Genomic DNA, 21924 nt, shown 5'->3' with positions numbered 1-21924 from the left:
GGGGCTGCCTTCAATCTGCAACCAGGGCGAATCATGGTTTCGAAAGACAATAAAATGGGGCTGTGGGGAGCCGTGTCCATCGGAGTGGGCGGCATGGTCGGCGGCGGTATTTTCGCCGTGCTGGGATTGAGCGTGGAACTGGCCAAGGGCGGCACGCCCGTGGCCTTTGCCGTGGCCGGGGCGGTGGCCCTGATCACTGCGGCATCCTATGCCCGACTGTCCGTGCGTTATGCCGGGCCGGGCGGCACCGTGGTCTTCCTGGACCGGATTTTCGGCAATTCCATGCACGTGGGCGCGCTCAACGTCCTGCTGTGGTTTTCCTATGTGGTCATGCTGGCCCTCTACGCCCACGCCTTCGGCTCCTACGGGGCGGTCTTCTTTCCCAAGGGGGGCGGCGCACCTGTGCTCCACGGGCTCATTTCCCTGGCCATCGTCGTGCCCGCTGTCTTGAACCTGGCCAGTGCCAAGGTGGTGGGCAAGGCCGAAACCTACGTGGTGGTCATCAAAATATCCATCCTGCTTTTCTTCCTGGCCGTGGGCGTCAAGGGCGTGGAGCCCGCTCGGCTGGCCACGGATACCTGGGTGCCCTTGCTTCCCCTGGTGGCGGGAGGCATGATCATCTTTGTGGCCTATGAGGGATTCGAGCTCATCGCCAATACCGGAGCGGACATCCGCAATCCCGAGCGCAACCTGCCGCTGGCCTTCTACATTTCCGTGGGGTTCGTGATTCTGCTCTACGTGGCCATCGCCATCGTGGTGGTGGGCAACCTGCCGCTGGGCAACATCATCAACGCCCGTGATTACGCCCTGGCCGAGGCGGCCAAGCCATTCCTGGGGCAGTCCGGATTCACCCTCATCGCCGTGGCCGCGCTACTGTCCACCTTCTCCGCCATCAATGCCACTCTCTATGGCGCTTCCAGGTTGTGCTACACCATAGCCAAGGAGGGGGAACTGCCCTCCCAACTGGAGCGGCAGATGTGGGGCGCACCCGCCGAAGGGCTGGTGGTCACCACCGTGCTTGCCCTGATTCTGGCCAACGTGGCCGACCTTTCGGCCATATCCACCCTGGGCAGCGCGGGCTTCCTGTCGATCTTCGCCGTGGTCAACGCGGCCAATTTCAAGGACGAGGACGGTTGGGGCGCAGGACGTGTCCTGTCCGCCCTGGGCGTGCTGACCTGTACCGGGGCCTTCGTGGCCATGGTTTGGCAGAGCGTGGGCACCAACCCGGCCACGGCCTGGGTCTTGCTCGCGCTTTTCGGCGGGGCGGGCGTCCTGGAGGTCTTCTATCGGACCATCGGCACCAAGGGGCCGCGCAAGCGCCGCCGCCAGGCCCGGGTTACGCCTTCGCTCTGAGGTAGTTCCGGTACAGTCTCGGGCTGATCCGTGAATATTGGTCGAAGTCGGAGATGATCTCCAGCCCCGGGACCAGGGCCCGGATCACCGGGATGTTCAGGTCGCGGCGGGTCAGGTCCGCATAGGCGGCGCGGTAGCCGTTGGCCGCAAGCGTTCTTTCCAACACAATCACATCGCCTTCGGCACTGCCGGTGGACAGGTCAGGCAGGTCTTCGAGCCTGCGCACGGGCAGTCCTTCCGGCACCGGACCGCTGGCCGGACCGGGGTAGGGATAGGCCGTCTCGGTCATGGCCGAGACCAGGGCGGACCTGCCGTTCAGCGAACAGCCGCCGCCTTTGTTCACGTCGCCGTGCTTGCCGAGTACCACGGATTTGTAGCAGGGCACGCCCAACTCGGTGGTCATGTCCATGAACCAGACGTGGATGCCGTCCTCGCGGTATTTTTCAAGCAGTGGGCCGATTTCGGGGTCGTCGCTTTCCACGCGGAAACAGCGCCTGGGGTCGAAAAGTTGCGTGGCGTCCGAATCCCGTTCGATGACTTCGGTCAGGGCCGCCTCCTTGGCTTCGAACAGGGTGTTGCCCGAGGCCAGTCCGGTGGAGCCGAGCGCGCTGAACAGGGACGGCTCGTCCAGGTTGCAGAACAGGAAGACGAACTGGGCCGGAATCAGGATAGGTGAGCCGTCCGCGGCGTGTCCTTCCATCCAATGCAGCTTTTGGCCAGCGTAAGGCACCTCCAGCCGGATGTCCGCCGGATTCATCGCCGGGACGTCCAGCTCGTCGTAGGCCGCGAAGGTCAGCGGGTACTCGCGGGCGTAGCCGAGCACGCCCTTGGGGCCGAAGCTGGCGTAGGAGGAAAAGCGCTCGACCATCTCCATGGCGTAGGAGGCGTCGGCCCGCTCTTTGGTCAGGCCGCGTCCGTAGCAGGTCTGCAGGCCGTTCAGGGAATTGGACAGGTTGCCGTTGGTCGTGCGCGTCTTGACCGACCAGTGACGTAGCCGGGCGTAGGGCGACAGGGAGGCCTTGTGATCCATGGGCGGGCCCATGAAGGCATCGGCCTTGCCCAGGGCGGGCAGGGCGGTTTCAATGGTCTCCGTGAGCGGTCGGCGCGCCAGCGGCGGAGGCAGTTCGCCGTCCAGGTCTGCGCGTACGGTCGCGGCGCTCACCGGTTCGGGGCCGGTCGGCTCCTCTGCGGAAAAGGGTGGTGCGGGCGCGTCCGCCGGGGCGGGTAGGGGCGCCAGGGTGAAGATGTTGCGGCCGAAGATGCGGGCCCATTCCCGGTGCAGGGGTTGGTCCTCAAGCATGCGCGAGCGGATATGGATGGCCGGGGTGAAAGCGAGCAGTTTCTCGGGATCGACGCCGTCGAACAGGGGCAGGAGCCGGTTCAGCCGTTGATGGCAGATGCACGCCTCATACATGACCGCAGTGGCCACCGGGTCGGATTCGCCCCGATCGCGCATGACTTCCGAGATCATTTTTTCCAGCTTGCGCGGGCGAAATTCCTTGAACCCCTGGAGTACGAACTCATGCATGTAGTCGTCGAAGGGGTGCGCCCGGAGATGGTCCATCATTTCGTTGTGGCTCAGGTTCGTGTCCGGCAGGGCGGCGAACATGCCCACCCCGAAATCCGTATTCATCATTTGCAGTTTGTAGCGCATGGTCGTCCTTTGGTTTTCCTCTTCATTTTCCGCCGATAACCCCGTAAAAGGATGGGGGGCGGAACCCGGCGTTACGCTATGGCATTCCTCGTCGGAGCACAAGACCCGGCCCCGGGAGGGCGCGTCACATGAAACGGAATGAGGGAAAACGGTCCGTATCCTGGCCGATTGTCCTCAAATTCGCGGCGGCCTTCGTCCTGCTCGGTCTGCTTTCCTTCGCTATGGAGCACTGGGGCGAGCGGAACATGACCCGGCTGACCGCATTGGTGGAGGCGCAGGGCAAGCTGGGACCGCTGATCTTCATTGCGGTCAACGCGCTGTTGACCATGCTGCTGGTTCCGCAGGTGCTTTTCACTGTGGCCGCCGGGGCGCTCTTCGGATGGAAGTTCGGAGCGGCCTACGCCTCGGCGGGCATGACTATCGGTGCTGTGGGAGCCTTTCTCCTGGCCCGCTACGGCGTGCGCGAGCGGCTCAAGGCGCGGTTCGCGGACAATCCCATATATGGGCGCATGCTCTCCCTGAGCCGCATCCACCCCCTGCACCTCATCTCCTTAAGCCGGATCATTCCGGTTCTGCCCTTTCCGGTGACCAGCTATCTGCTCGGGATCACCGAGGTCCGTTCCCTGCCGTATGCGCTCCTTTCCTGGGTGGCCATGCTGCCCGAGACCATATTTCTGGCCTCGGGCGGACATTTGCTTTCCTCGGGCGTGCGGGGACGCGTCCCGGTGGGCGCGGCCATCGCCCTGGGCGTGGCGGGCATGGTCGTGGCCATCGTGGTGCACCGGATGAAGAAGAAGTTCCTTGAAGGCGAAGAGAAGGAGGAGGAAGGGCGGCCGCCTACGGCCTGAGTCCCCGAGCCAGGTCCGCCACCTGGGGGAGCAGGGCGCGGCCGATGGCCTCTACCCCGGCCGCGTTGGGATGCAGCCCGTCCAGCAGGGTCAGGGACGGATTCCCCTGGTACGGGACGAGAATGTCCGGGAACAAGGCCAGCCCGTAACGCTCGGCCAGGTCCGGGAAGATCGCTTCGAAGCGTGCCCTGTACTCCCCGTCCGGATTGAGCCCCGCGTTGATGCCCACCAGCAGGACCGGGACATTCCGTTTACGGAAGGTCTCGATCAGCTTGGACAGGCGCGCTGCGACCTCGTCCACGGGCTCGTCCAGGAAGCAGTCGTTGGCTCCGAAGGCCAGGACCACTCCGTCCGGATCGGCATCGAGGACCGCGTTCAGGCGGCCAAGGCCGTCCTCGGTCGTGTCGCCGGATATCCCGAAATTGAGACAGCGGGCCTCGATTCCTCGGTCGCGCAGACCGCGTTCCAGGACTGCGGGCAGGGCCTCGTCCGGGTCCAGGCCGTATCCCTCGGTCAGGCTGTCGCCGTAGCAGGCTATGCGCACCGCGTCGGCCATGGGGCTAGCCGTTGATCCAGAGCTTGACCCGGGCGGATTCCTCGGCCCAGTCCCTGCTCAGCCGGAGATTGAGGAATTGTGTGAAGACCACGTCGAACATCTCCAGGCAGCGTTCCACCAGGAACATTTTTTCCAGGAATTTGGCGTCCGGGTCGTCGCCTTCGTCGTCCTTGGTGCTGATCTTCGGGGTTTTCAGGCCGGACAGGCCGAAGTCCGCGGCGCTGACCGTGACCAGCCACTCGTCTTCGTCGATGGAGAAGAGCAATTGGGCCTTGTTGACCTTCTTGCCGGTGCTCAGGCCGGTCTTGGCCTCGGACAGTTCCCCGGCGGGGCTGGTCACCGTGGCCGTGGCCTTGGTTTCGCCCTCGCCGCCTTGAACGGACAGCTTCTGTTCCATGTGCAGGGTGAAGGTCCGGTTGTCTTCAAGCTGGAAGAGCACGGTGTCCTGGTCGGTCTTGAACCACAGCCAGGTCAGGAAGTCCTGGCCGAGCAGAGTGTTTTCGCGTTCAACAAGTGAAAGATCCATGGGGCGCTCCTAGACGAAGATGGTCGGGTCGAGGTTTTCCAGCCTGGGCGCGGCTTCTTCGCCGAGGATGTCCATGGCCATGAAGAACGGGGTCAGCGGTTCCAGGTGAAGGTCGAAGGTCAGGGCGAAGTGATCTTCGAACAGGGACCGGACTTTGGCGTTGGTGGTGTCCAGGTAGATACGGTTGGCCGGGGGATTCCAGATGATGTCGAAGACCGCCGGGATGGGGAGGGTACGGGCCCGCAGTCGCAGGGTGACCTGTTCCTTGATCTCGCGTTTGCGGTCGCGGGAGATGAAATTCTTGCCCTGCTCCTTGTTTTGCGCAAGCTCCTTGTTCACCGCGATGGTGTTGTGCTTCTTGAGCACCGAGGGCGGGATGCGCCGGGTGTCCAGGCGCAGGGAGAAGGCAAAGTAGGAGGCCTTTTCCGGCGGGGAAGCGGCCCAGTTCATATCCAGCATGTCGTCGATGTTGGTCCAGCCGAAGGAGCGTTCGTCGGCCGTGCCGTCGATGTCCACCATGCAGAATTGCTTCAGCTTGTCGGGTACCTGCTGAAGCAGTTCGCCGGGGACCTCCTCGATGATGCGGTAACGTGTCAGCCCGAGGCTGGTGGAGAGTATGCTCAATTCGAGTCTCCTTGGGGGTTCGAGTTCCGGGACCCAATGAGGTAAAACCTCTTGGCTCCGGTGTAAAGCGGATTTACCGGCAAGGCGGCCGTCCATATGTTCCGCGCGCCCTTGTTTTCCTGAAGTTTCGCGGCTATGCTTCGTCCAAAAAACAGGAGAGATCCATGTCCGACAACGCTCTGTCCGAATTGATAACCTATCTGGAACACGTCAACGCCGACGTGAAGCGTATCGAGGCCGAGGGGGAAGTAGCCCTGGCCGAGGGCGGACAGACCGCCTTCCAGGGTTGTCTGGAGAAGAAGGCCAAGCTTCTGGCCGGGCTGGCCGAAAACGCTTGGGTCCTGGTGGAGCGGCTGCGCGGCGACGATGCCGAGGGCGTGGCCCGGCGGCTTGAGCAGTTCTCCATGAGCGCCAGCACGGCCCTGCGCATCGGTTCGGTCTTCTTCATGACCGCGCTGCTCTATCCCGAGGACTATAAACCGGGCGACCTCAACGATCTTGAGGCATATATAGAGGAATTACGCGTTCGGGCCGATGGCTAGTTCCGGCCCGTCTTCCTCGAAGCGGTCCTGCGCGCCGCCAGCTGCTTTTCGCCTTCCAGGACGATCCGGCCCACCGCGTCCTCCTGTTTGCGGTCCAGGTCTACGAAGGCGCAGCCGACCACGCCGCGCTCATGGCGCATGACCTGGCAGAGCACGCCTTCGACTTCCCTGCCTCCGTTGAGATGCAGGTCCATCTTGATCTTCACACCGCACTTCATGCGTGGTTTGGGGAAACGGAAACCCAGGCCTGAGGCGCTGATATCGGTCACCGGGAAGGTCTTGCCCAGCCGGTGGACGAATACGGTCAGGCCTTCCACCGAGATGCGGAACGCCTTGCGTTTGGTGATCCGTCCATCCTTGATGGTGATGCTGAAACCCAGGGCGGCTTCGTCCACGGGGGCGGGGCGGAAGGCGGCGGGTTTCGCGTCGGACGTTTTTTCGAGCGACACGTCGTCCTGCTTCCGCATCCGCTCAACGGGCCGGGAAGCCTTGCCTTTGGCCGGCGAGGAGCCCTTGTCGGACTTGGAGAATAGCTTGCCGAGAGAATCCAGGATGCCCATTGCGTACCGTTTTCTGAAGAGGGTGCTGCCCTTGTGGGATAATACTAGGGCAAAGCCGGGGTTGTGACAAGCGGCTGGGCTGGATGCGAATGTGGACGCGAAAGCGCGGCCGTCCTCCGGCGAGGCTTGCGCGAGCAGCTGTTCAAACGGGCGTCGAGGAGCTGGGCAAATGGCGGAATGGGGTTGACAACAAGGCGATTCGGGGGGCAATAAGATACATCTTTTCAAGCTAAAAAAGGGTGATTGAGGAGGATAACATGATTGGCGAACTGCTTCACGGTATGGCTCAGAGCTCGGGCCCCGGCTTTGTCGGCGTGTCCCTGATTTTCATCTACCTGGCCTGGATTCTCACCATCGGTATCATCCGTGTGCGCGAGGCCATGCACAGCGACCATCACTAGCACATGAAAAACGCGGTCTTCGGACCGCGTTTTTTTCTCTCTCATGAAGCCGCTTCCCATTGTCGGGGGAGGCGGCTTCGTCGTTTTCGCCCACGGGTCGTCCCGTTAGGAGTTGCCGAGGTCTTCCTTGGCCATTTCCATGAGATACCTGCCGTAGTCGTTGTTGCTCATTTCCGAGGCCAGCTGCATGAGCTGTTCGCGGGAGATGAACCCCATGCGGTAGCCGATCTCCTCGGGGCTCGAAATGACGTAGCCCTGCCGGGCCTGGACCGCGCGCACGAAGCCTGCCGCCCCATGCAGGGACTCGTGGGTGCCCATATCCAGCCAGGCGTAGCCCCGGCCCAGGGTTTGGACCTCCAGGTCGCCGCGTTCAAGGTAGAGCCGGTTGATATCCGTGATCTCCAGCTCCCCGCGTGCCGAGGGCTTGAGCGATTTGGCCATGCCGATGACGTCGTTGTCGTAGAAATACAGTCCGGTGACCGCATATTTGGACTTGGGCTTGCTCGGTTTTTCCTCAATGGACAGCGCCTTGAAGTTCTTGTCGAATTCGACGACGCCATAGCGTTCCGGGTCCTTGACCAGATAGGCGAAGACCCGGCCGCCCCGGGTCAGCTGTCCCGCCGCCATGAGAAGGGAGCTCAGGCCGTGGCCGTGGAAGATATTGTCGCCGAGCACCAGGCAGACATTGTCGGAACCGATGAAGTCCTCGCCGATGAGAAATGCCTGGGCCAGGCCCTCGGGCTGGGGCTGCTCGCGGTACGTCAGGTTCAGGCCGAGCCGGGAGCCGTCCCCCAGGAGCTTGCGGAAGTTGGGCAGGTCGTGGGGGGTGGAGATGATCATGATGTCCCGGATGTCCGCCAACATCAGGGTGGACAGGGGATAGTAGATCATCGGTTTGTCGTACACGGGTAGCAATTGCTTGCTGACCACCCGGGTCAGGGGGTGGAGCCGGGTGCCCGCTCCCCCCGCGAGAATGATGCCTTTCATGTATGCCTCTGAGTGCTTTGATTTACTTCGGTTTCAGGTTAGGATACATCCGAACCTCATGGATGCGTCCTTACTATAGGTCCGGGATAAAGGCAAAAGCAACCGGCCGGGACGCGTCCGCAATCAAGGCGTTGACTATGAACCCCTATTTTCAATATTCCGGCGGCATGATCCCGGCGCTGCTCCTGCTGGTGGCGCTCTTCTTTCTGTTCGTGTTCCTGCCTGTGTCCCTGGTGGCCGACGCCTTCTCCAAGCTCGGGCTGACGCCGGCTCAGGGTGTGCTCATGCTCATCGCCATCCTGCTCGGCCGGATGATCAATATCCCTGTACACACCAGCGAGCGCCTGGTGGTGGTCTCCAAGCCCCGGTCCATGCGTTTCGGTATGGACGAGGGCGGCCGCCCCGTGCGCATCGAGGAGGAGGCGGAAAGCGAACTCAAGAAGCAGGTCTTCGCCATCAACGTTGGCGGCTTCCTCATGCCCCTGTTGTTGAGTCTCACCTTTATCATCCGCCAACACATGATCTTTCAGGCAGGCGGAGTTTATCCCTGGATCGGTTTCGTCATGCTTATGGTCGCGGCCGGATGCTACGCCATGTCCAAGCCCGATCCCTTTACCGGCATGCGCATCCCGCTGGTTCTGCCCGCCTTGATCACCTTTCTGTGCGTCTATTTTTTCGTGCCCCCGGAGTACCGCCCGGTGGCCGCTTACGTGGCCGGGACCATGGGGGCCGTGCTCGGCGGCAACCTTATCCCGCTGCTGGTGCCGCGCTTCCGCAACCGGGTGGGGACGCCGGTGGTCTCCATCGGCGGTCCCGGCACTTTCGGCGGCGTGTTCGTGGCGGGCATCCTGTCGGTCCTGCTGGCCTGATAATCAAGGGAGAATCCTCATGTCCTGCAAGAGTCTGAATTGCCGTCTGGCGGCCCCGGTGGAGAAGGGCGGCTTCGTCTATCTCTGTTCCGGCGACGAGACCCCGTTCCCAGCGGCCCTGGTTACGGACACGGTCCGGCCCGGCCTGCGCGTCGGCGACCGGCTGACCGGGAAAGGGGGGGCGTTTTTGGTGCGTTCGACGACCTGGCTGCCCCAGGGCGCGGGCGCGGCGTCGAGCCCCCTGTATCTGATGGAGGTCCTGGACGACGCAGCGGCCGGGGAGGGCGTCTTCGAGGTCGCGCGTACCGGCTACGCTCTGGCCTGGATCACCCTGAGCGACAAGGGAGCCCGGGGGGAGCGCGTGGACGAATCCGGCCCGCTGGTGGGCAGGCTCGTGGGCGCGGTTCTGGACCTGAACTGCGTGCAGGGGTTCGTCATTCCGGACGAGGCCGCCCAGCTCAAGGGACTGCTTGCCGACCTGGCCCTGAACCAGGGATTCGACCTTATTTTGACCACGGGCGGCACAGGCGTGGCCCCCAGGGACGTCTCCCCGGAAGCGACCCTGGCCGTCATCGAAAAAAGGTTGCCCGGCTATGAACGGGCCATGACCATGGCCAGCCTGGCCAAAACTCCCCACGGGGCTATCTCCCGGGCCGTCGCCGGGACCTTGGGCGGGGCGCTTGTCGTCAACATGCCCGGCAGCCCCAAGGCCGTGGCCGAGTGCCTGGAGCCGCTGCTCCCGACTTTCCGACATACCCTGGAAAAGCTTCAGGGCGATCCGTCGGACTGTGCGGCCTTGCGAAAGGTATGACGTTTAAGCTTGCGGACTCGAAAAAAAGTCGTTAAATAGTTGGGTTGATGATTGTTGATGGTTCAACTTAACGAGTAATTTCAAGTAGGAATTTCAATATGGACCGCACACGGTTTTTATTTTTGGCTCTGATGCTTTCAGCCCTGCTGGCTTCGGCCGGAATCGCATTCGCCCAGGACGCCGACCCCGCCATGGATAAAGGCGGGGCCGAAGACATTTCCGGACCCTACGATCTGGAACGGTGCGTGCAGAGGGCTCTGGGATACAATCCGAACATGCAGTCCATCCGCGCCCAACTGCGTGGCGCCGCGCACGGTCAGCGCTCAGCCCTGGGCAAGTTCGGCCCGGCCCTGAGCGGTTCCTACGGGTACACTCACTACAACCGTGATTACACCTACAGCGGCAAGGACGGAGACTGGGTCGCCTCCGTGAACCTGACGCAGCCGATCTTCCAGGGGTTCAACCTGCTGGCCAACTGGCAGAAGGCCAAGCTGAACAAGGAGTCCACCGAGGCGTCCCTGACCAACGTGGAATTGACTCTGATCGAGGCTGTTCAGGCCAATTTCCTTTCTCTGCTCAAGGCGCGTATGGATGTGAAGTCCGCCGAGGACTCCGTGGCCCGTCTGGAATCCCAGCTCAAGGTAACCAACGCCTTCTACGAGGTCGGCCTGCGGCCCAAGGCCGAGGTCCTCGACGCCGAGGTCGATCTGGCCACTTCCAAGCAGGAGCTGCTCAAGGCGCGCAACAACGTCTTCACCCAGGAAGCCCAGTTGAACACCCTGCTGAACATACCCTTGGAAGCTCCGATCCAATACGTGGGCGAACTGAAGTACATCCCCTTCGATTTGTCCCTTAGGGATTGCCTGACTCGGGCCTATGACCATCGGCCGGATTTGCTCATCGGTCAGAAGAGCGTGGAGATGGCCCAGAAGGATGTGACCATGTCCGAGAGCAGTTTCTATCCTTCGGTCAACGGGCATTGGGACTACGTCACCCGCGGTGACGATCCCGCCAGTAACGGCAACGGGTACTCCTCCGAGAAGGCCGGCGAATACTGGACTGCCGGGGTGGACGCCTCCATGGAAATTTTCTCTTGGGGTTCCGACTACTACGACTCCAAGAAGTACGACGAAATGGTCAAGCAGATGCAGGCCGACCTGGAGAACACCCGGCTCAACGCGGGCTTCGAGGTCAAGAGCTCCATCCTGAATTTGCAGGAGGCGGCCGACCGCATCTCCGTGGCCAAGAAGTCCGTGGTTGCCGCCGAAGAGGCCTACCGCATGGCCGTGGCCCGATATCAGGCCCAGGTTGGCACCAACACCGACGTGCTCAATGCCCAGGAACGCCTTAGCCTGTCCGAGGCTCAGCTGTCCCAGGCTCTGGCCGACTACGGCACCGCCGTATCCAAACTCTACGTGGCCATGGGCGAAAAGAACCTCGGCCTCAAGGAGGTCAAGTAGCACCGTGTTTTCCGGTCGCAAGCGTACCTGGTGCGCCAGGGGCATGAAGTGCGAGAAATGCGGTCTCGATCTGACCGCCTACCGGGGATGTCGCGAGGTTACGTTGAAATGCCCATCCTGCGGCAAGGTCTATGATCTCAAGGAGTTCTTCTCCAGAATGGACGAGGACTTCGAAGAGGAGATGGGTTTTGTCCCCATGGATCGAATTTGATCCAAAGCCCAAACGGCGCATGAAACGCGCGGCCATCGGAACGACGTTGGCCGCCGTTTTCATTTGTGCCCTGACGATTTTGGGGGCGGCGGGAACGGCCTTGGCCGGGTCCGTGTGGGACCCGCTCGTGGGGCGGCTGACCCTAGACGGCTTTGAACGGCGCAAGATCACCTATTTTTTTTCCAGTCCGGACCTTGAGTTTCAGCCCGAGATCATGGCCCGCAAGATGAATGTTCTGCTCAACACCCGTCTTTCGGCCAGGGCTCCGGGGCCTCAGCCGAAACCCGAGGTCATGGACCGCTACCTCAATCCGCTGCTCATCGCCGGGGCCTATGCCTTTTATCGTGAGCATCGGGCCGACCTGACCCTGATTCATGAGCGGTATGGCGTGCCGGGCGACGTCCTGACGGCGCTTATGTTGCTGGAATCGCGGTTGGGCATGAGCGTTGGCGATTACAATGCCTTCACCATCCTGGCATCCATGGCTTTGGCCGGTGATTTCGAGCTTATCCGGGGACGCATCGAGCGCGCGGATATTTCCGAAGAGACATTGGATTGGCTGAAGAAACGGACCAGAGAGAAGGGGGATTGGGCCTATGAGGAGCTCAAGGCGCTCATCCTTTACGCCAAGGGAAACGGCCAGGATCCGCTGACCATCCGCAGCTCCGTGTATGGGGCCATCGGTCTGTGCCAGTTCATGCCGACCAATGCCGAGCATTATGGCCGGGACGGGACCGGAGACGGGCGCGTGGACCTCTTCGACACCCGGGACGCTTTGTATTCCATGGCCAACTTCGTGGCCGAGCACGGCTGGAAGGATTCCATGACCGATGCGCAGAAGCTCAAGGTCATCTATCGCTACAATCATTCCGAGAGCTACGCCATGACCGTTTTGGCCGTGGCCGACCGAATCGCCAAGACCCGGGAACTCTTCGGCGGCTGACCGGATCAGTCCCCGTCCAGCAGGCTCTGGTAAAGATTCAGGGATCGCTTGAGAAATTCGTCCAGGGTCAGTTGGGACATGGTCCGCTTCTGCGCGGTCAGGACCTGTTCGCGCAGCCGGGCGTCCGTGGCGACGCTTTCGATGGCCTTGGCCAGCCCGTCCACGTCGCCGGGGCGCACCATCACGGCGGGATCCACCAGGTCCGGCATGACGCCCACGTCAGTGGATACCAGGGGACGGTCCTCGGCCATGATCTCCAGGGCCGAGCGGGCGATGGCCTCGGACCACAGGGATGCGACCACGCCGATGTCCAGGGCGCTGATGCAGGCGGCCACATCGTCCCTGCGGCCGCTGATGCGGGTGATGTCCTCGACTCCAGCGTCGCGGATATGCTCTTGGATCTGGTCCGTGGTCATGGCGGTATCGAAGCCAATGAGGAACAGGCGGATGTTGTCCAGGCCGCGTCGGCGCAGGCCTGCCACGGCTTCGATGGTCTCCTGGTGGCCCTTGACCCGGTCGAAGCGGCCGAGCAGGCCGATGACCAGGTCGTCCGGGCCGAAGCCGAATTCTTCGCGAACCTTGTCGCGCCCGGTCGGATCGAAGTGGAATTTTGCCGTATCCACGCCGCCGTGGATGAGCCACACTCCGTGCCCCGGGGTGCGCATCTTTTGCAGGAAATAGTCCGCCATGCGCCGGTTGGTGACCACCACGGCGTCGGCCACGCCCGCGTGAAGCCAGCGGTTGATCGCATCGGAACGGGGTGGGCGTTGGTCGCCGCGCGTGCGCACCAGCCGGTAGTGGAAGCCGCAAAATTTGAGCAGCCCCCAGAGGAAAAAGCCTTCTCCCCGGTGGCAGTTGACGATATCCGGACGATGCGTGCGCAACAGTTGTGTGATATGCCTTGCGGCAGCGGCGAACCGCACGGGATTGGTCGTGTTCAGGTCCACGGCCACGGTGTCCAGTCCGGCTTTCCGAGCCATATCTTCGGATTGGGTCCCGGCTTGGGTCAGCACCAGCACCTCGTGTCCCGCGTCGGCCAGGAGTTTGCTCAGGGTTATGGCGTACCATGCGGTCGCGTTGAACCAGCGGACATTGATGACTTGAAATATTCTCATTGATTGCGCCTGGGTGGACTGTTGGATACACAACATGACAGTTCGCGACGGCGAAAGCAAGGGTTCCGATACATGAAAAAATCTCTGGTCTCCATCATCCTGCCCACCTACAACCGGGCGGAATATCTCGGCAGGGCGCTCGAATCTGTCTTGTCCCAGACCTACGCCCGCTGGGAATGCCGGATCATTGATGACGGCTCTACCGACGACACCGAGGCGGTGGTGGCCCGCTACGCCGACCCGCGCATCCATTATCGCCGCCAGGCGAACCAGGGCGTCTCGGGGGCGCGCAACACCGGACTGGCTGAATGCGTGGGCGAGGTCGCGGCCTTGCTCGACTCCGACGACGAGTGGTTGCCGCGCAAGCTCGAAACCCAGCTCGCCTACATGGCCGAACATGGTTACGAAATCTGCCAGACCGAGGAAATTTGGTACCGGGGCGGCAAGCGGGTCAACCAGCCCGCGCGTTACGCCAAGCCCGAAGGGTGGTTTTTCGAGGCTTCCCTGGAGATGTGCCTGATCAGTCCGTCGTGTACCATGTTCACCCGCCGGGCCTGGGAGGTCATGGGGCCCTTCGACACGGCCATGCCGTCCTGCGAGGATTACGACATGTGGTTGCGCGCCTGTCTGCATTTTCCGGTGGGGCTGGTCCGCGAACCGTTGACCCGGAAACATGGCGGCAGGCCGGACCAACTCTCCGTATGCGTGCCCTGCGCCGATTTGCATCGTATCCGGGCGCTGGTGAAAATCCTGCAAAGTCGGAAACTTGACGAAACCCGGCAGGGGCTGGCCCTGGAGGCCTTGCGGCGAAAGGTCGAGATATACATGCAAGGGTGTGAAAAAAGAGGTAGAAGTGCCGAGGCGGAACGTGTTTGGAACCTGTTTTGCATGGTCCGCGAGGGGAAAGAAGTTCCTCTGAATACATTGCGTTAGCGCATGCCGGTCGGTTCATCCCGCACCGCATGCTTTTCCCGTTGCGAACGACCGCCGCAGGGCGTGAGGTGACCCCGTGCCAAACATAGTCAAGCTTCTGGAAACCCTTCCCGTCATTAGCCAGTCCCGGCTGGTGGCCTCCGGTTTCGGTATCTGGGTGGTCTGGAAGGGCGACCTGCACGGCGCGGTGGACAATACCCTGCAGGAATACGGCGCCCTGTGCGTGGCCAAGGACGGCGAGCAGGCCCTGTGGTACTGCAACACCGTGGAGGTCTTCCGGGCCATGGCCCGGCTTCAGATATGGGCTCGGGTCAACCCCATGCCGGTTTTCTGCCAGCTTGTGCCCCTGACTTTCCTGGTGGGCTACGATCTCGGGTACTCCGTATCCCTGTCCGTGGAGCTGGACAACCAGACCGTGCCCGCCCCCGACGAATTCGAGGTGGTCATCCATCCCAAGCTCAAGGGGCGGATTCAATCCGTGTCCGGGTTGTCCACCGAACCCGCTCCCCACGTGGACGGGCTGGCCAACGTGGAATGGCTCCGCCTGGTGGCCGATCAGGGGCTCGACTACGAATCCACCCTGCGCTGGTATTTCATCATCAAACCGCTCGGGCGCATGTCGGACAAGGAGAGCATTCTCGGCTGGCGCGACTTCTCCACCGAGGTCGTCGAATTGTTGCAGCGCCTCGGGCTCAAATACATTTCCGACATCAAGGAAGGGGCGATATTCCTGCCCTTGGACAACTTCCGGCTGCTCAAGTCCTTCACCACCGAGATGATGAATCTCATCCGTTATACCAAAGAGGCCCAGGACAAGAAATATTGGCCTGTGATCATGGCCGCCGTGCCTCAGGGCGACCTGCACTTCACCGCCGACCTGCCCCGCAAGGTGGGATTGGACTGGAACCGGCTCACCCCGGATTACCCGCACGTACACTTTATGGACGGATTTTTATTATCCCCGTGGTTCCGCATGAACGAGGCGCGTTACGGCGCGGGGCCGGTCGCCCTGGATTCCTGGTGCGCCCTGTCCCTCAAAGACGGCGACGAGGGCAAGGGCTACGGGACCATGCAGGTGGCCCTGCCCAACGTCCTGTCCGGCACGGACGAAGGGCGGGAGTGCTTCTATTGCGGGCTCAAGAATCACGGAGTGTCCGAATGCCCGAGCAAGAAGATAGCCACTCCTCAGCCTCAGGTTTGGCGGTTGTTGGCCAAAGCGGACATCAACGAATTTTCCGAAAGTTTTTCAGGCCTGGACAAGGATGTGTCCAAGGATGATTTCGTCTCCTCCATCTTCAAGATCATGGAGTCCAGGAACGATCTGGAGAGCCTGTTGGCCCGGGCTGTATTCGAGATCAACGTGCCGGTGCAACTGCGTACCCTGAAGTTGGTCTGGCGCAGCCGGGCCAAGGAGTGGGGGGACGGGTTCAAGCAACTCGTTCCTCAGGAAGGCGAGTATATCTGGGGGGCTATGGAGAGCCTTGAAAAAGGGGACATGGACGAGGCCGAGCGGCTGCTCAAGGATGCCCAGATCAAGTACCCGAGGAGCTACCAGCCGCAATCCCTGTGGGGCTATTGGTATCTGGAGAAGGGCGACACCAACCAGGCCCTGTTCCACTGGCAGGAGGCCGAGCGCATGAGCTACACCCCATTGCAACAGGGGTGCATGGCTTTTTTGCAGGCTCGGCTCATGGAGGTGGAAGGCGATTACAAGGACGCCATCAACACCTACAAGCGGGTCAACTCGCTGTCACCCACCTGGCTGCAGCCGATCTATCGGCAGGCGGTCTGCATGATCAAGATGGGCTTCACCGGCCAGGCCATGGACACTCTGCTCGATCTGGTGGTCCGCGACCCGAACATCTTCAACCGCGTCCTGGTGGACCCGGAACTCGACAGGGGTAGGGTCCAGCTCCTGAGCGCCATGTGGGAGAAGTGGAACGAGGCCGAGAGTTCGGTGGAGTCCATGCGCAAGCAGGTGGAGGTCCTGACCGACGACATCGCCAAGCGGTTCGACGAGACCCACCCTTTTTTCGAAACAGCCAATGAGGAACTGGATCGACTGCGTAACTACGGCAGGACCAACAATTACGTCGCCTACCATCGACTGCTCAAAGGCGCCCAGAAGTTCCAGGACGCCCTGAATGACGAGGTTCGGCGCGAAATAAAGCGGATCAACGCCAACGTCGAATACCTTACGCACCGGGTGCGCGACATCCAGCGCGAGGCCGCTTGGTTCCCGTTTCCCAAGCTTCTTCGGGAATTCAACAAGGAGTTCAACTATTGCGTGGACAAGATTAACTGGATACGCACCCAACGTCTTCAGGATGCGGACAATTTTCGCAAATCCCTGCGTTTTGTGGGGGAAATCGAAGAACATATCGACAGCCTTCAGAAGCGGCTGGTCACTTTGCGCATCATCCGTGACTTCACTCTGTTCATCCTCATGCTCGGCCGCAATTTCATCTGGCTTGAACTCATCGGCTTGGGGATACTGCTCATCGCCGTGCCTTCGCTCATCTATTTCACCCACGGGATCGAGGGCAACATCATCCTGGACACCATCAAGGATCCGAGCCAGCGGTGGGAGATATCCAAGGGGTTGGTCATCATCCTGAGCGTCCTGAGTGTGTCCGTGGCCGCCGTCAAGAGCGCCCTGACCTTCGACAAGCGCAAGCGTGAGCTCTTTGACCAGATCGACAAGGATATCCGCAAGGCCGCGCCCAAGCGGTACTGATCGCCGTAAGCACTCCCTTTTCAAGAAACCCGTTCTGGGGTTATGCTGTCGTTTCATGAACCGAACATGTATCGGAGGCGACATGCATACATTGGTATTGATCCGGCACGGGCAGAGCGAATGGAATTTGGAGAATCGGTTCACCGGCTGGACCGACGTTGACCTGACCGAGCAGGGCGTGCACGAGGCCGTGGACGGTGCCCGGCTGCTCAAGGAGGCCGGGCTGACTTTCGATGTGGCCCACACCTCGCTGCTCAAGCGGGCCATCCGCACCCTGTGGCTGGTCCAGGACGAGATGGATCTCATGTGGTTGCCGGTCTTCAAGACCTGGCGGCTCAACGAGCGCCATTACGGCGCGTTGCAGGGGCTGAACAAGGCCGAGACCGCGCAGAAGTACGGCGACGAGCAAGTCTTTGTCTGGCGGCGCAGCTTCGATACGCCGCCGCCGGAGCTGGACAGCGCCGACGCCCGATTTCCCGGCAATGATCCTCGCTACGCTTCACTCGCTCCCGACGAACTGCCGCGCTGCGAAAGCCTGGAGCTGACCATCGGGCGGACCATGCCTTACTGGTTCGAGACCATCGCGCCCCAGGTGCGTGCGGGCAAGCGGGTGCTCATCGTGGCCCATGGGAATTCTCTGCGCGGGCTGGTCAAGTTCCTGGACTCCATGTCCGACGAGGCGATCACCAAGCTGAACATTCCCACGGGGCTGCCCCTGGTCTACGAGTTGAACGACGACCTGACCCCGGTGCGGCATTATTATCTGGGCGATCAGGAGGCCGCCGTCAGGGCCGCCGAGGCGGTTGCCAACCAAGCCAAGGGGGAGTAGACAACATCGGTCATGGACCGGACCGGATTCACGCGCAAACTGCTGCAATGGTACGACGCCGAACACAGGGATTTGCCCTGGCGGCGCGAGCCCAGCCCCTACGGGGTCTGGGTTTCAGAGATCATGGCCCAGCAGACCCAGATGGACCGGGTGGTGGAATACTACAAGCGGTGGATGGATCGCTTTCCCGATCTCCGCTCCCTGGCCGAAGCCCACGAGGAAGATGTCCTGAACCTCTGGGAAGGGCTCGGCTACTATTCCCGCGCGCGCAACCTGCACCGCGCCGCTGTTTTGATCGAAGACCAATTCGGCGGCAATTTCCCTACCGAATTCGCGGATATCCGCTCCCTGCCGGGGGTGGGTGACTACACTGCCGGGGCCGTGGCTTCCATCGCCTTCGGGCAACACGAGGTCGCCGTGGACGCCAACGTCCTGCGGGTCTTTGCCCGGCTCCTGGACATGGACCTCCCTGTCCGCGACAGGGCGGGGCGGAACATGGTCGAGGACGCGGTCCGACGGCTCATTCCCGAGGACCGGCCCGGCGACTTCAATCAGGCGCTCATGGAATTCGGAGCTCTGATCTGCCGCAAGAATCCGTATTGCGAGGAATGCCCGGTACGCGAATTCTGCCGGGCCCGCGAAATGGGCACGGTTCCCCTGCGTCCCGTCCTTCCCGCCGCCAAGCAGGTCATCCGCGTGGACATGGCCACCGGGTTCCTGGTCCATCGGGGCAGGGTGCTCATCCAGAAGCGCAAGCCCGGCGACGTCTGGCCCGGCCTGTGGGAGTTCCCCGGCGGTTGCATCGAGCCGGGCGAGACCCCGGAACAGGCCCTCAGGCGTGAATACCTCGAAGAAGTGGAGCTGGCCGTGGAACCGGTGGAGAAGATCACCGTGGTCCGCTACAGCTACACCCGTTATCGTGTGACCATGGATTGTTTCCTGTGCCGCTACGACGGCGATCCCAGGGAGCCGGTCTTCCATGAGGCGGTCAAAGGCGGGTTCGTGCCTCCGGCGGATCTGGCCAATTACGCTTTGCCCTCAGGGCATCGCAAGCTTGTGGACCGCATGCTCGCCGATATGCGGTATACGCATCTATTCAAATCCTGATTCTCAACCATTTCAGTGGGCTGCATTCATAGGCACAGCCCTTGCTTCTCTCCTTGCGCATCCCCTTCGGGGGCCAATATTTTGACGTTTTCAGCGCAGGAGCAGCCCATGTCCATCGGTAAGATCGACGGTTACGAGACCCTCAACGCAACGCGGACCCCCGCCTCCGGGCGTGACGCCGGGCAGCTCGCCCGGCGGACCTCCTTCGATAACCAGATGCGCATGACCAAGGCCCTGTTCGGCGACGGGGCCGATACGCCCGGTGAGGACGAAGGGTCTTTTGACGTCTCCATCATCAATGATTCCCAGATGCTCGAAGCCTTGTCCGCCCTCTCCCGCATCATGCGCGACGAGGCCGGGGTGCGGGCCCCCGCCGCGCGGCCATCCGTCGCCCCGGCGCGGGCCGTCGAGACTGTTCGGCCCAACGCCAACGTCCATGTCCCCGGCACGCTGTCGGCCGGTTTCGAATCGGGCACGGACGGCACGGCCGCCATCGGCTATGACGGCGTGGGCGGGACCTCCTACGGTACGTATCAGATTGCCTCCAAGCCCGGCACCATGGACGAGTTTCTGACCTACCTCGACGCGGACCGCCCGGAGTGGGCCGAACGTCTGCGCGAGGCCGGGCCCGCCGACACGGGCTCCAGGCAGGGCGGCATGCCCGCCGTCTGGCGGGCCATCGCTGCCGAAGATCCCGCCGGGTTCGAGCAGGCTCAACATGATTTCATCGCCCGCCGGACCTACGGCCCGGCCCGGGACATGATTCTTGAGCGCACCGGGCTCGATTTCGACAACGCTCCTCCCGCGCTTCAGGAAGTCCTCTGGTCCACCTCGGTCCAGCACGGACCCACGGGGGCGGCCAACATCTTCAACAAGGTCATCGGCCGGTTCCTGAACAAGGGGCAGGGCGAGGATTTTAATGCCCAGCTCATCAAGGGGGTCTATGAGACCCGCAAGGATCAGTTCGGTTCCTCCACTGCCCGCATCCGCCGAAGCGTGGTCAATCGCATGGATTCCGAAAAACAGCTTGCCCTGAATATGCTGGAGAAGATGTCCGTCAACCGGATGGTCTAGCGAAAAAAAGAATGCCTCCGGCGGCCAGGGCGCTGCCCTGGACCCGCTTAAGAACCGCTTCCAAGAGGTTCTTAAGAATCTCCAGAATGTTTTGGGCTGTTTCGCGGGAATCGTGCGTCAGCATGCTCCGTGCATCTTTTCGGATTACCATCGCATCCATCACATATTCCAGTAATTGGGTACATCTTCCCGCGATCCGCTCGCGAAGCGGCGATAAACAAAATGGAAAAGGAAGGGGATGGGGGCCAAGGGGCGCTTTTAGCTCAGCTTTTCTTCCAGCGACGGGTCGAGATCGACGCGCAGGGTGCCGAGTTTGCGGTCCACCGCCACCTGGCCGAGGTTGAACCCCTTGACCTTGCGCACGTCCTTGATCAGGGCGTACATGACGTCGGCCTTGCCGTCGTCCTTGCGATAGCTCTTGAGGCCGCAGAGGACGGCGGCCTGGACCAGGGAGGTTTCGGGGACGTCCTGGCCGGGGTGGTCGCGTTTGAGGATGACGTGCGAACTGGGGCCGTCCTCCACATGGAACCAATAGTCGAAGGGCGAGGCCGCTTGGCTAAGCATGTGGTGGTTGGCGGTCTTGTTTTTGCCCCGGATCACGGTGAAGCCGTCGCTGGTGCGGAACAGGCGCACGGCCAGGCCCCGGAAGCGTTTGGGTAGGGCGGTCGGGCCTTCGGGTGCGGGAGCCCCATGAGGGAGCGAGGCCGGATGCAGTTCGAGGGTGCCGTCCTCGGCCCGGGCGAGTTCGGCCAGGAGTTCCCGGCGGCGGCGTTCCACGTGCGGGAAGCCGCGCTGGGCCTTGGCCGCCAGCTTGAAATATCGCTCCATGTTCTCGGTGGGCGAGATGAACGGATTGAGGGGCACGGTCATGGGGCCGAGCGCCGGATGAGTCACGTCCACGGATTCGAGGCCTTCGGTATTTTTGAAACGGTAGAGCTCGGCCTGGAGCGCCTCGGCCTTGACCTGTTCGGCCGCGAGTTGCTCAAGGCGCGCCTGTTCCCTGTCCAGGGAGGCGAGATTGCGTTTGAGCTTCTTGCGTACTCGTTTGAGCTGAATGGTTTGCGCCTTGTCCTCCTCCATGTCGAGCAGGGGGAAGAGGGTGCGCTCGCCGTAGGCCCGGGCGGCGGCCAGAGCCGTGTCGAAGATTTCGTCGTTCCCGCCGGACGGCCATACCGTGGGAGGCGACCATGCGTCCCCGGACCGGGCCAGGTGAAAGTGCCCCGTCGAAGCCGTGGCCACGCCGAAATAGAGCGCGTGGGCGTCATCTACGGGGAGACCCGCCAGGGCTTTGCGCAGAGGCGGGGAGATATGCGGATAGTCGCGCCAGATGTCCGGCTCTTCAAGGACGTCCTCCAGGGCGGGCCATTCGGGCTCAATGGTGAAGGACGGGGGCAGGTCGTCGGCTAGGGACATGCCGGTGCGGCAGTCGAAGATGAGGAAGGTCTTGCCGTCCGGGTCGGTGCGTGGGGAGAGTTTGAGCGCCAGGCGCAGGTTGGGCCAGTCGCTGTGCGCGGCCAGGATTTTGCGGTTGCGGAGCCGCTTGCGGAACCACATGGCCATGGCCGGAGCTGTTTGCGGGTTGACCGGCTTGACCGGGGAGAGAAATAAATGGCCCGCCGACTTGGCGGGCCTGAAGATCAAATGAAGTGGTTCGCCGGTATTTTGGATGGCCAGCACCCAAGCGCCGGGGGCCGGGCCGAATACCTTGTCTATTCGACGGCCGGAGAGAGTAGACGCGAGTTCCGCGCTCAGGAAGCGGAAGAAATTGGCTTCCATGGCCGTTC

The 21924-nt window shown here is 62.1% G+C and carries 22 protein-coding genes; 14 read left to right on the top strand and 8 right to left on the bottom strand.

Features of this window, described 5'->3' with window-relative positions:
- The first annotated feature begins 33 nt into the window (after nucleotides 1-33).
- The gene (locus J0909_RS00730) at nucleotides 34-1353 is read left to right on the top strand and encodes an APC family permease (protein ID WP_207259684.1); all 1320 of its coding nucleotides are present in this window, start codon (nucleotides 34-36) and stop codon (nucleotides 1351-1353) included.
- Here the strand turns inward: J0909_RS00730 and J0909_RS00725 are convergent.
- Nucleotides 1337-3007: a YcaO-like family protein gene (locus J0909_RS00725; RefSeq protein WP_207259683.1), complete on the bottom strand. Its 1671-nt coding sequence runs from the start codon at nucleotides 3005-3007 to the stop codon at nucleotides 1337-1339. The two genes, J0909_RS00730 and J0909_RS00725, sit on opposite strands and share 17 nt — an antisense overlap.
- A gap of 128 nt (nucleotides 3008-3135) precedes the next feature.
- Here J0909_RS00725 and J0909_RS00720 point away from each other — a divergent pair, with 128 nt between their 5' ends.
- On the top strand, nucleotides 3136-3855 hold the full coding sequence (locus tag J0909_RS00720) for a TVP38/TMEM64 family protein (RefSeq protein ID WP_207259682.1): 720 nt from the start codon (nucleotides 3136-3138) through the stop codon (nucleotides 3853-3855).
- Here the strand turns inward: J0909_RS00720 and J0909_RS00715 are convergent.
- Genes J0909_RS00715 through J0909_RS00705 form a run of 3 tightly spaced genes read right to left on the bottom strand, consistent with a single transcriptional unit; the run spans nucleotide 3845 to nucleotide 5561 of the window.
- Nucleotides 3845-4411, bottom strand: a complete 567-nt coding sequence (locus J0909_RS00715; protein ID WP_207259681.1) for an arylesterase — start codon at nucleotides 4409-4411, stop codon at nucleotides 3845-3847. The genes J0909_RS00720 and J0909_RS00715 overlap by 11 nt on opposite strands.
- A gap of 4 nt (nucleotides 4412-4415) precedes the next feature.
- Complete coding sequence (locus J0909_RS00710) at nucleotides 4416-4937, bottom strand: hypothetical protein (protein WP_207259680.1); 522 nt, start codon at nucleotides 4935-4937, stop codon at nucleotides 4416-4418.
- A gap of 9 nt (nucleotides 4938-4946) precedes the next feature.
- Complete coding sequence (locus J0909_RS00705; RefSeq protein ID WP_207259679.1) at nucleotides 4947-5561, bottom strand: recombination-associated protein RdgC; 615 nt, start codon at nucleotides 5559-5561, stop codon at nucleotides 4947-4949.
- A gap of 164 nt (nucleotides 5562-5725) precedes the next feature.
- On the opposite strand from J0909_RS00705, the gene J0909_RS00700 reads away from it, so the two are divergent.
- Entirely contained in the window at nucleotides 5726-6103 is a 378-nt protein-coding gene (locus J0909_RS00700) for a hypothetical protein (protein WP_207259678.1), read from the top strand.
- On the opposite strand, the gene J0909_RS00695 is transcribed toward J0909_RS00700, so the two are convergent.
- On the bottom strand, nucleotides 6100-6663 hold the full coding sequence (locus J0909_RS00695; RefSeq protein ID WP_207259677.1) for a PilZ domain-containing protein: 564 nt from the start codon (nucleotides 6661-6663) through the stop codon (nucleotides 6100-6102). The two genes, J0909_RS00700 and J0909_RS00695, sit on opposite strands and share 4 nt — an antisense overlap.
- A 257-nt stretch (nucleotides 6664-6920) precedes the next feature.
- On the opposite strand from J0909_RS00695, the gene J0909_RS00690 reads away from it, so the two are divergent.
- Nucleotides 6921-7064 (top strand): hypothetical protein, encoded by a 144-nt coding sequence (locus J0909_RS00690; RefSeq protein WP_207259676.1) that lies wholly within the window; start codon nucleotides 6921-6923, stop codon nucleotides 7062-7064.
- Nucleotides 7065-7169: 105 nt separating this feature from the next.
- Here J0909_RS00690 and rfbA read toward each other — a convergent pair whose 3' ends face one another.
- The gene (gene rfbA / locus J0909_RS00685; RefSeq protein ID WP_207259675.1) at nucleotides 7170-8051 is read right to left on the bottom strand and encodes a glucose-1-phosphate thymidylyltransferase RfbA; all 882 of its coding nucleotides are present in this window, start codon (nucleotides 8049-8051) and stop codon (nucleotides 7170-7172) included.
- A gap of 137 nt (nucleotides 8052-8188) precedes the next feature.
- On the opposite strand from rfbA, the gene J0909_RS00680 reads away from it, so the two are divergent.
- The 5 genes from J0909_RS00680 to J0909_RS00660 all read left to right on the top strand — a co-directional run bounded on the left by J0909_RS00680 (nucleotide 8189) and on the right by J0909_RS00660 (nucleotide 12345).
- Nucleotides 8189-8920 (top strand): DUF1614 domain-containing protein, encoded by a 732-nt coding sequence (locus tag J0909_RS00680; protein WP_207259674.1) that lies wholly within the window; start codon nucleotides 8189-8191, stop codon nucleotides 8918-8920.
- A 19-nt stretch (nucleotides 8921-8939) separates the two neighbouring features.
- Complete coding sequence (locus J0909_RS00675; protein WP_207259673.1) at nucleotides 8940-9731, top strand: MogA/MoaB family molybdenum cofactor biosynthesis protein; 792 nt, start codon at nucleotides 8940-8942, stop codon at nucleotides 9729-9731.
- A gap of 98 nt (nucleotides 9732-9829) precedes the next feature.
- Nucleotides 9830-11191, top strand: coding sequence for a TolC family protein (locus J0909_RS00670; RefSeq protein ID WP_207259672.1), 1362 nt, complete (start codon nucleotides 9830-9832; stop codon nucleotides 11189-11191).
- Between the two features lie 4 nt (nucleotides 11192-11195).
- The gene (locus J0909_RS00665) at nucleotides 11196-11402 is read left to right on the top strand and encodes a dual CXXC motif small (seleno)protein (RefSeq protein ID WP_207259671.1); all 207 of its coding nucleotides are present in this window, start codon (nucleotides 11196-11198) and stop codon (nucleotides 11400-11402) included.
- Nucleotides 11380-12345, top strand: coding sequence for a lytic murein transglycosylase (locus J0909_RS00660; protein WP_207259670.1), 966 nt, complete (start codon nucleotides 11380-11382; stop codon nucleotides 12343-12345). Before J0909_RS00665 ends, J0909_RS00660 begins: the two co-directional genes overlap by 23 nt.
- Nucleotides 12346-12350: 5 nt before the next feature.
- Here the strand turns inward: J0909_RS00660 and J0909_RS00655 are convergent, their stop codons facing one another.
- Complete coding sequence (locus J0909_RS00655; protein ID WP_207259669.1) at nucleotides 12351-13460, bottom strand: glycosyltransferase family 4 protein; 1110 nt, start codon at nucleotides 13458-13460, stop codon at nucleotides 12351-12353.
- Nucleotides 13461-13532: 72 nt separating this feature from the next.
- Here J0909_RS00655 and J0909_RS00650 point away from each other — a divergent pair, with 72 nt between their 5' ends.
- The 5 genes from J0909_RS00650 (at nucleotide 13533) to J0909_RS00630 (ending at nucleotide 20140) form a co-directional block, all read left to right on the top strand.
- Nucleotides 13533-14393 carry a glycosyltransferase family 2 protein gene (locus J0909_RS00650; protein WP_207259668.1) on the top strand — a complete coding sequence of 287 codons (861 nt, stop codon included), beginning with the start codon at nucleotides 13533-13535 and terminating at the stop codon, nucleotides 14391-14393.
- A gap of 76 nt (nucleotides 14394-14469) precedes the next feature.
- Nucleotides 14470-17130: a tetratricopeptide repeat protein gene (locus J0909_RS00645; protein WP_207259667.1), complete on the top strand. Its 2661-nt coding sequence runs from the start codon at nucleotides 14470-14472 to the stop codon at nucleotides 17128-17130.
- 82 nt (nucleotides 17131-17212) lie between these two features.
- The gene (gpmA, locus tag J0909_RS00640; RefSeq protein ID WP_207259666.1) at nucleotides 17213-17959 is read left to right on the top strand and encodes a 2,3-diphosphoglycerate-dependent phosphoglycerate mutase; all 747 of its coding nucleotides are present in this window, start codon (nucleotides 17213-17215) and stop codon (nucleotides 17957-17959) included.
- 12 nt (nucleotides 17960-17971) lie between these two features.
- Nucleotides 17972-19066, top strand: a complete 1095-nt coding sequence (gene mutY, locus J0909_RS00635; protein ID WP_207259665.1) for an A/G-specific adenine glycosylase — start codon at nucleotides 17972-17974, stop codon at nucleotides 19064-19066.
- Nucleotides 19067-19174: 108 nt separating this feature from the next.
- Entirely contained in the window at nucleotides 19175-20140 is a 966-nt protein-coding gene (locus tag J0909_RS00630; RefSeq protein WP_207259664.1) for a VgrG-related protein, read from the top strand.
- A gap of 258 nt (nucleotides 20141-20398) precedes the next feature.
- On the opposite strand, the gene J0909_RS00625 is transcribed toward J0909_RS00630, so the two are convergent.
- The gene (locus tag J0909_RS00625; protein WP_207259663.1) at nucleotides 20399-21916 is read right to left on the bottom strand and encodes an NFACT RNA binding domain-containing protein; all 1518 of its coding nucleotides are present in this window, start codon (nucleotides 21914-21916) and stop codon (nucleotides 20399-20401) included.
- Between the last annotated feature and the right edge of the window lie 8 nt (nucleotides 21917-21924).

Origin of the sequence: Desulfovibrio sp. Huiquan2017 (assembly GCF_017351175.1) — a bacterium.
GTDB lineage: Bacteria > Desulfobacterota > Desulfovibrionia > Desulfovibrionales > Desulfovibrionaceae > Pseudodesulfovibrio.
Note: the sequence above shows the minus strand (reverse complement) of the source record. Positions and strands in the feature narration are given on the sequence as shown.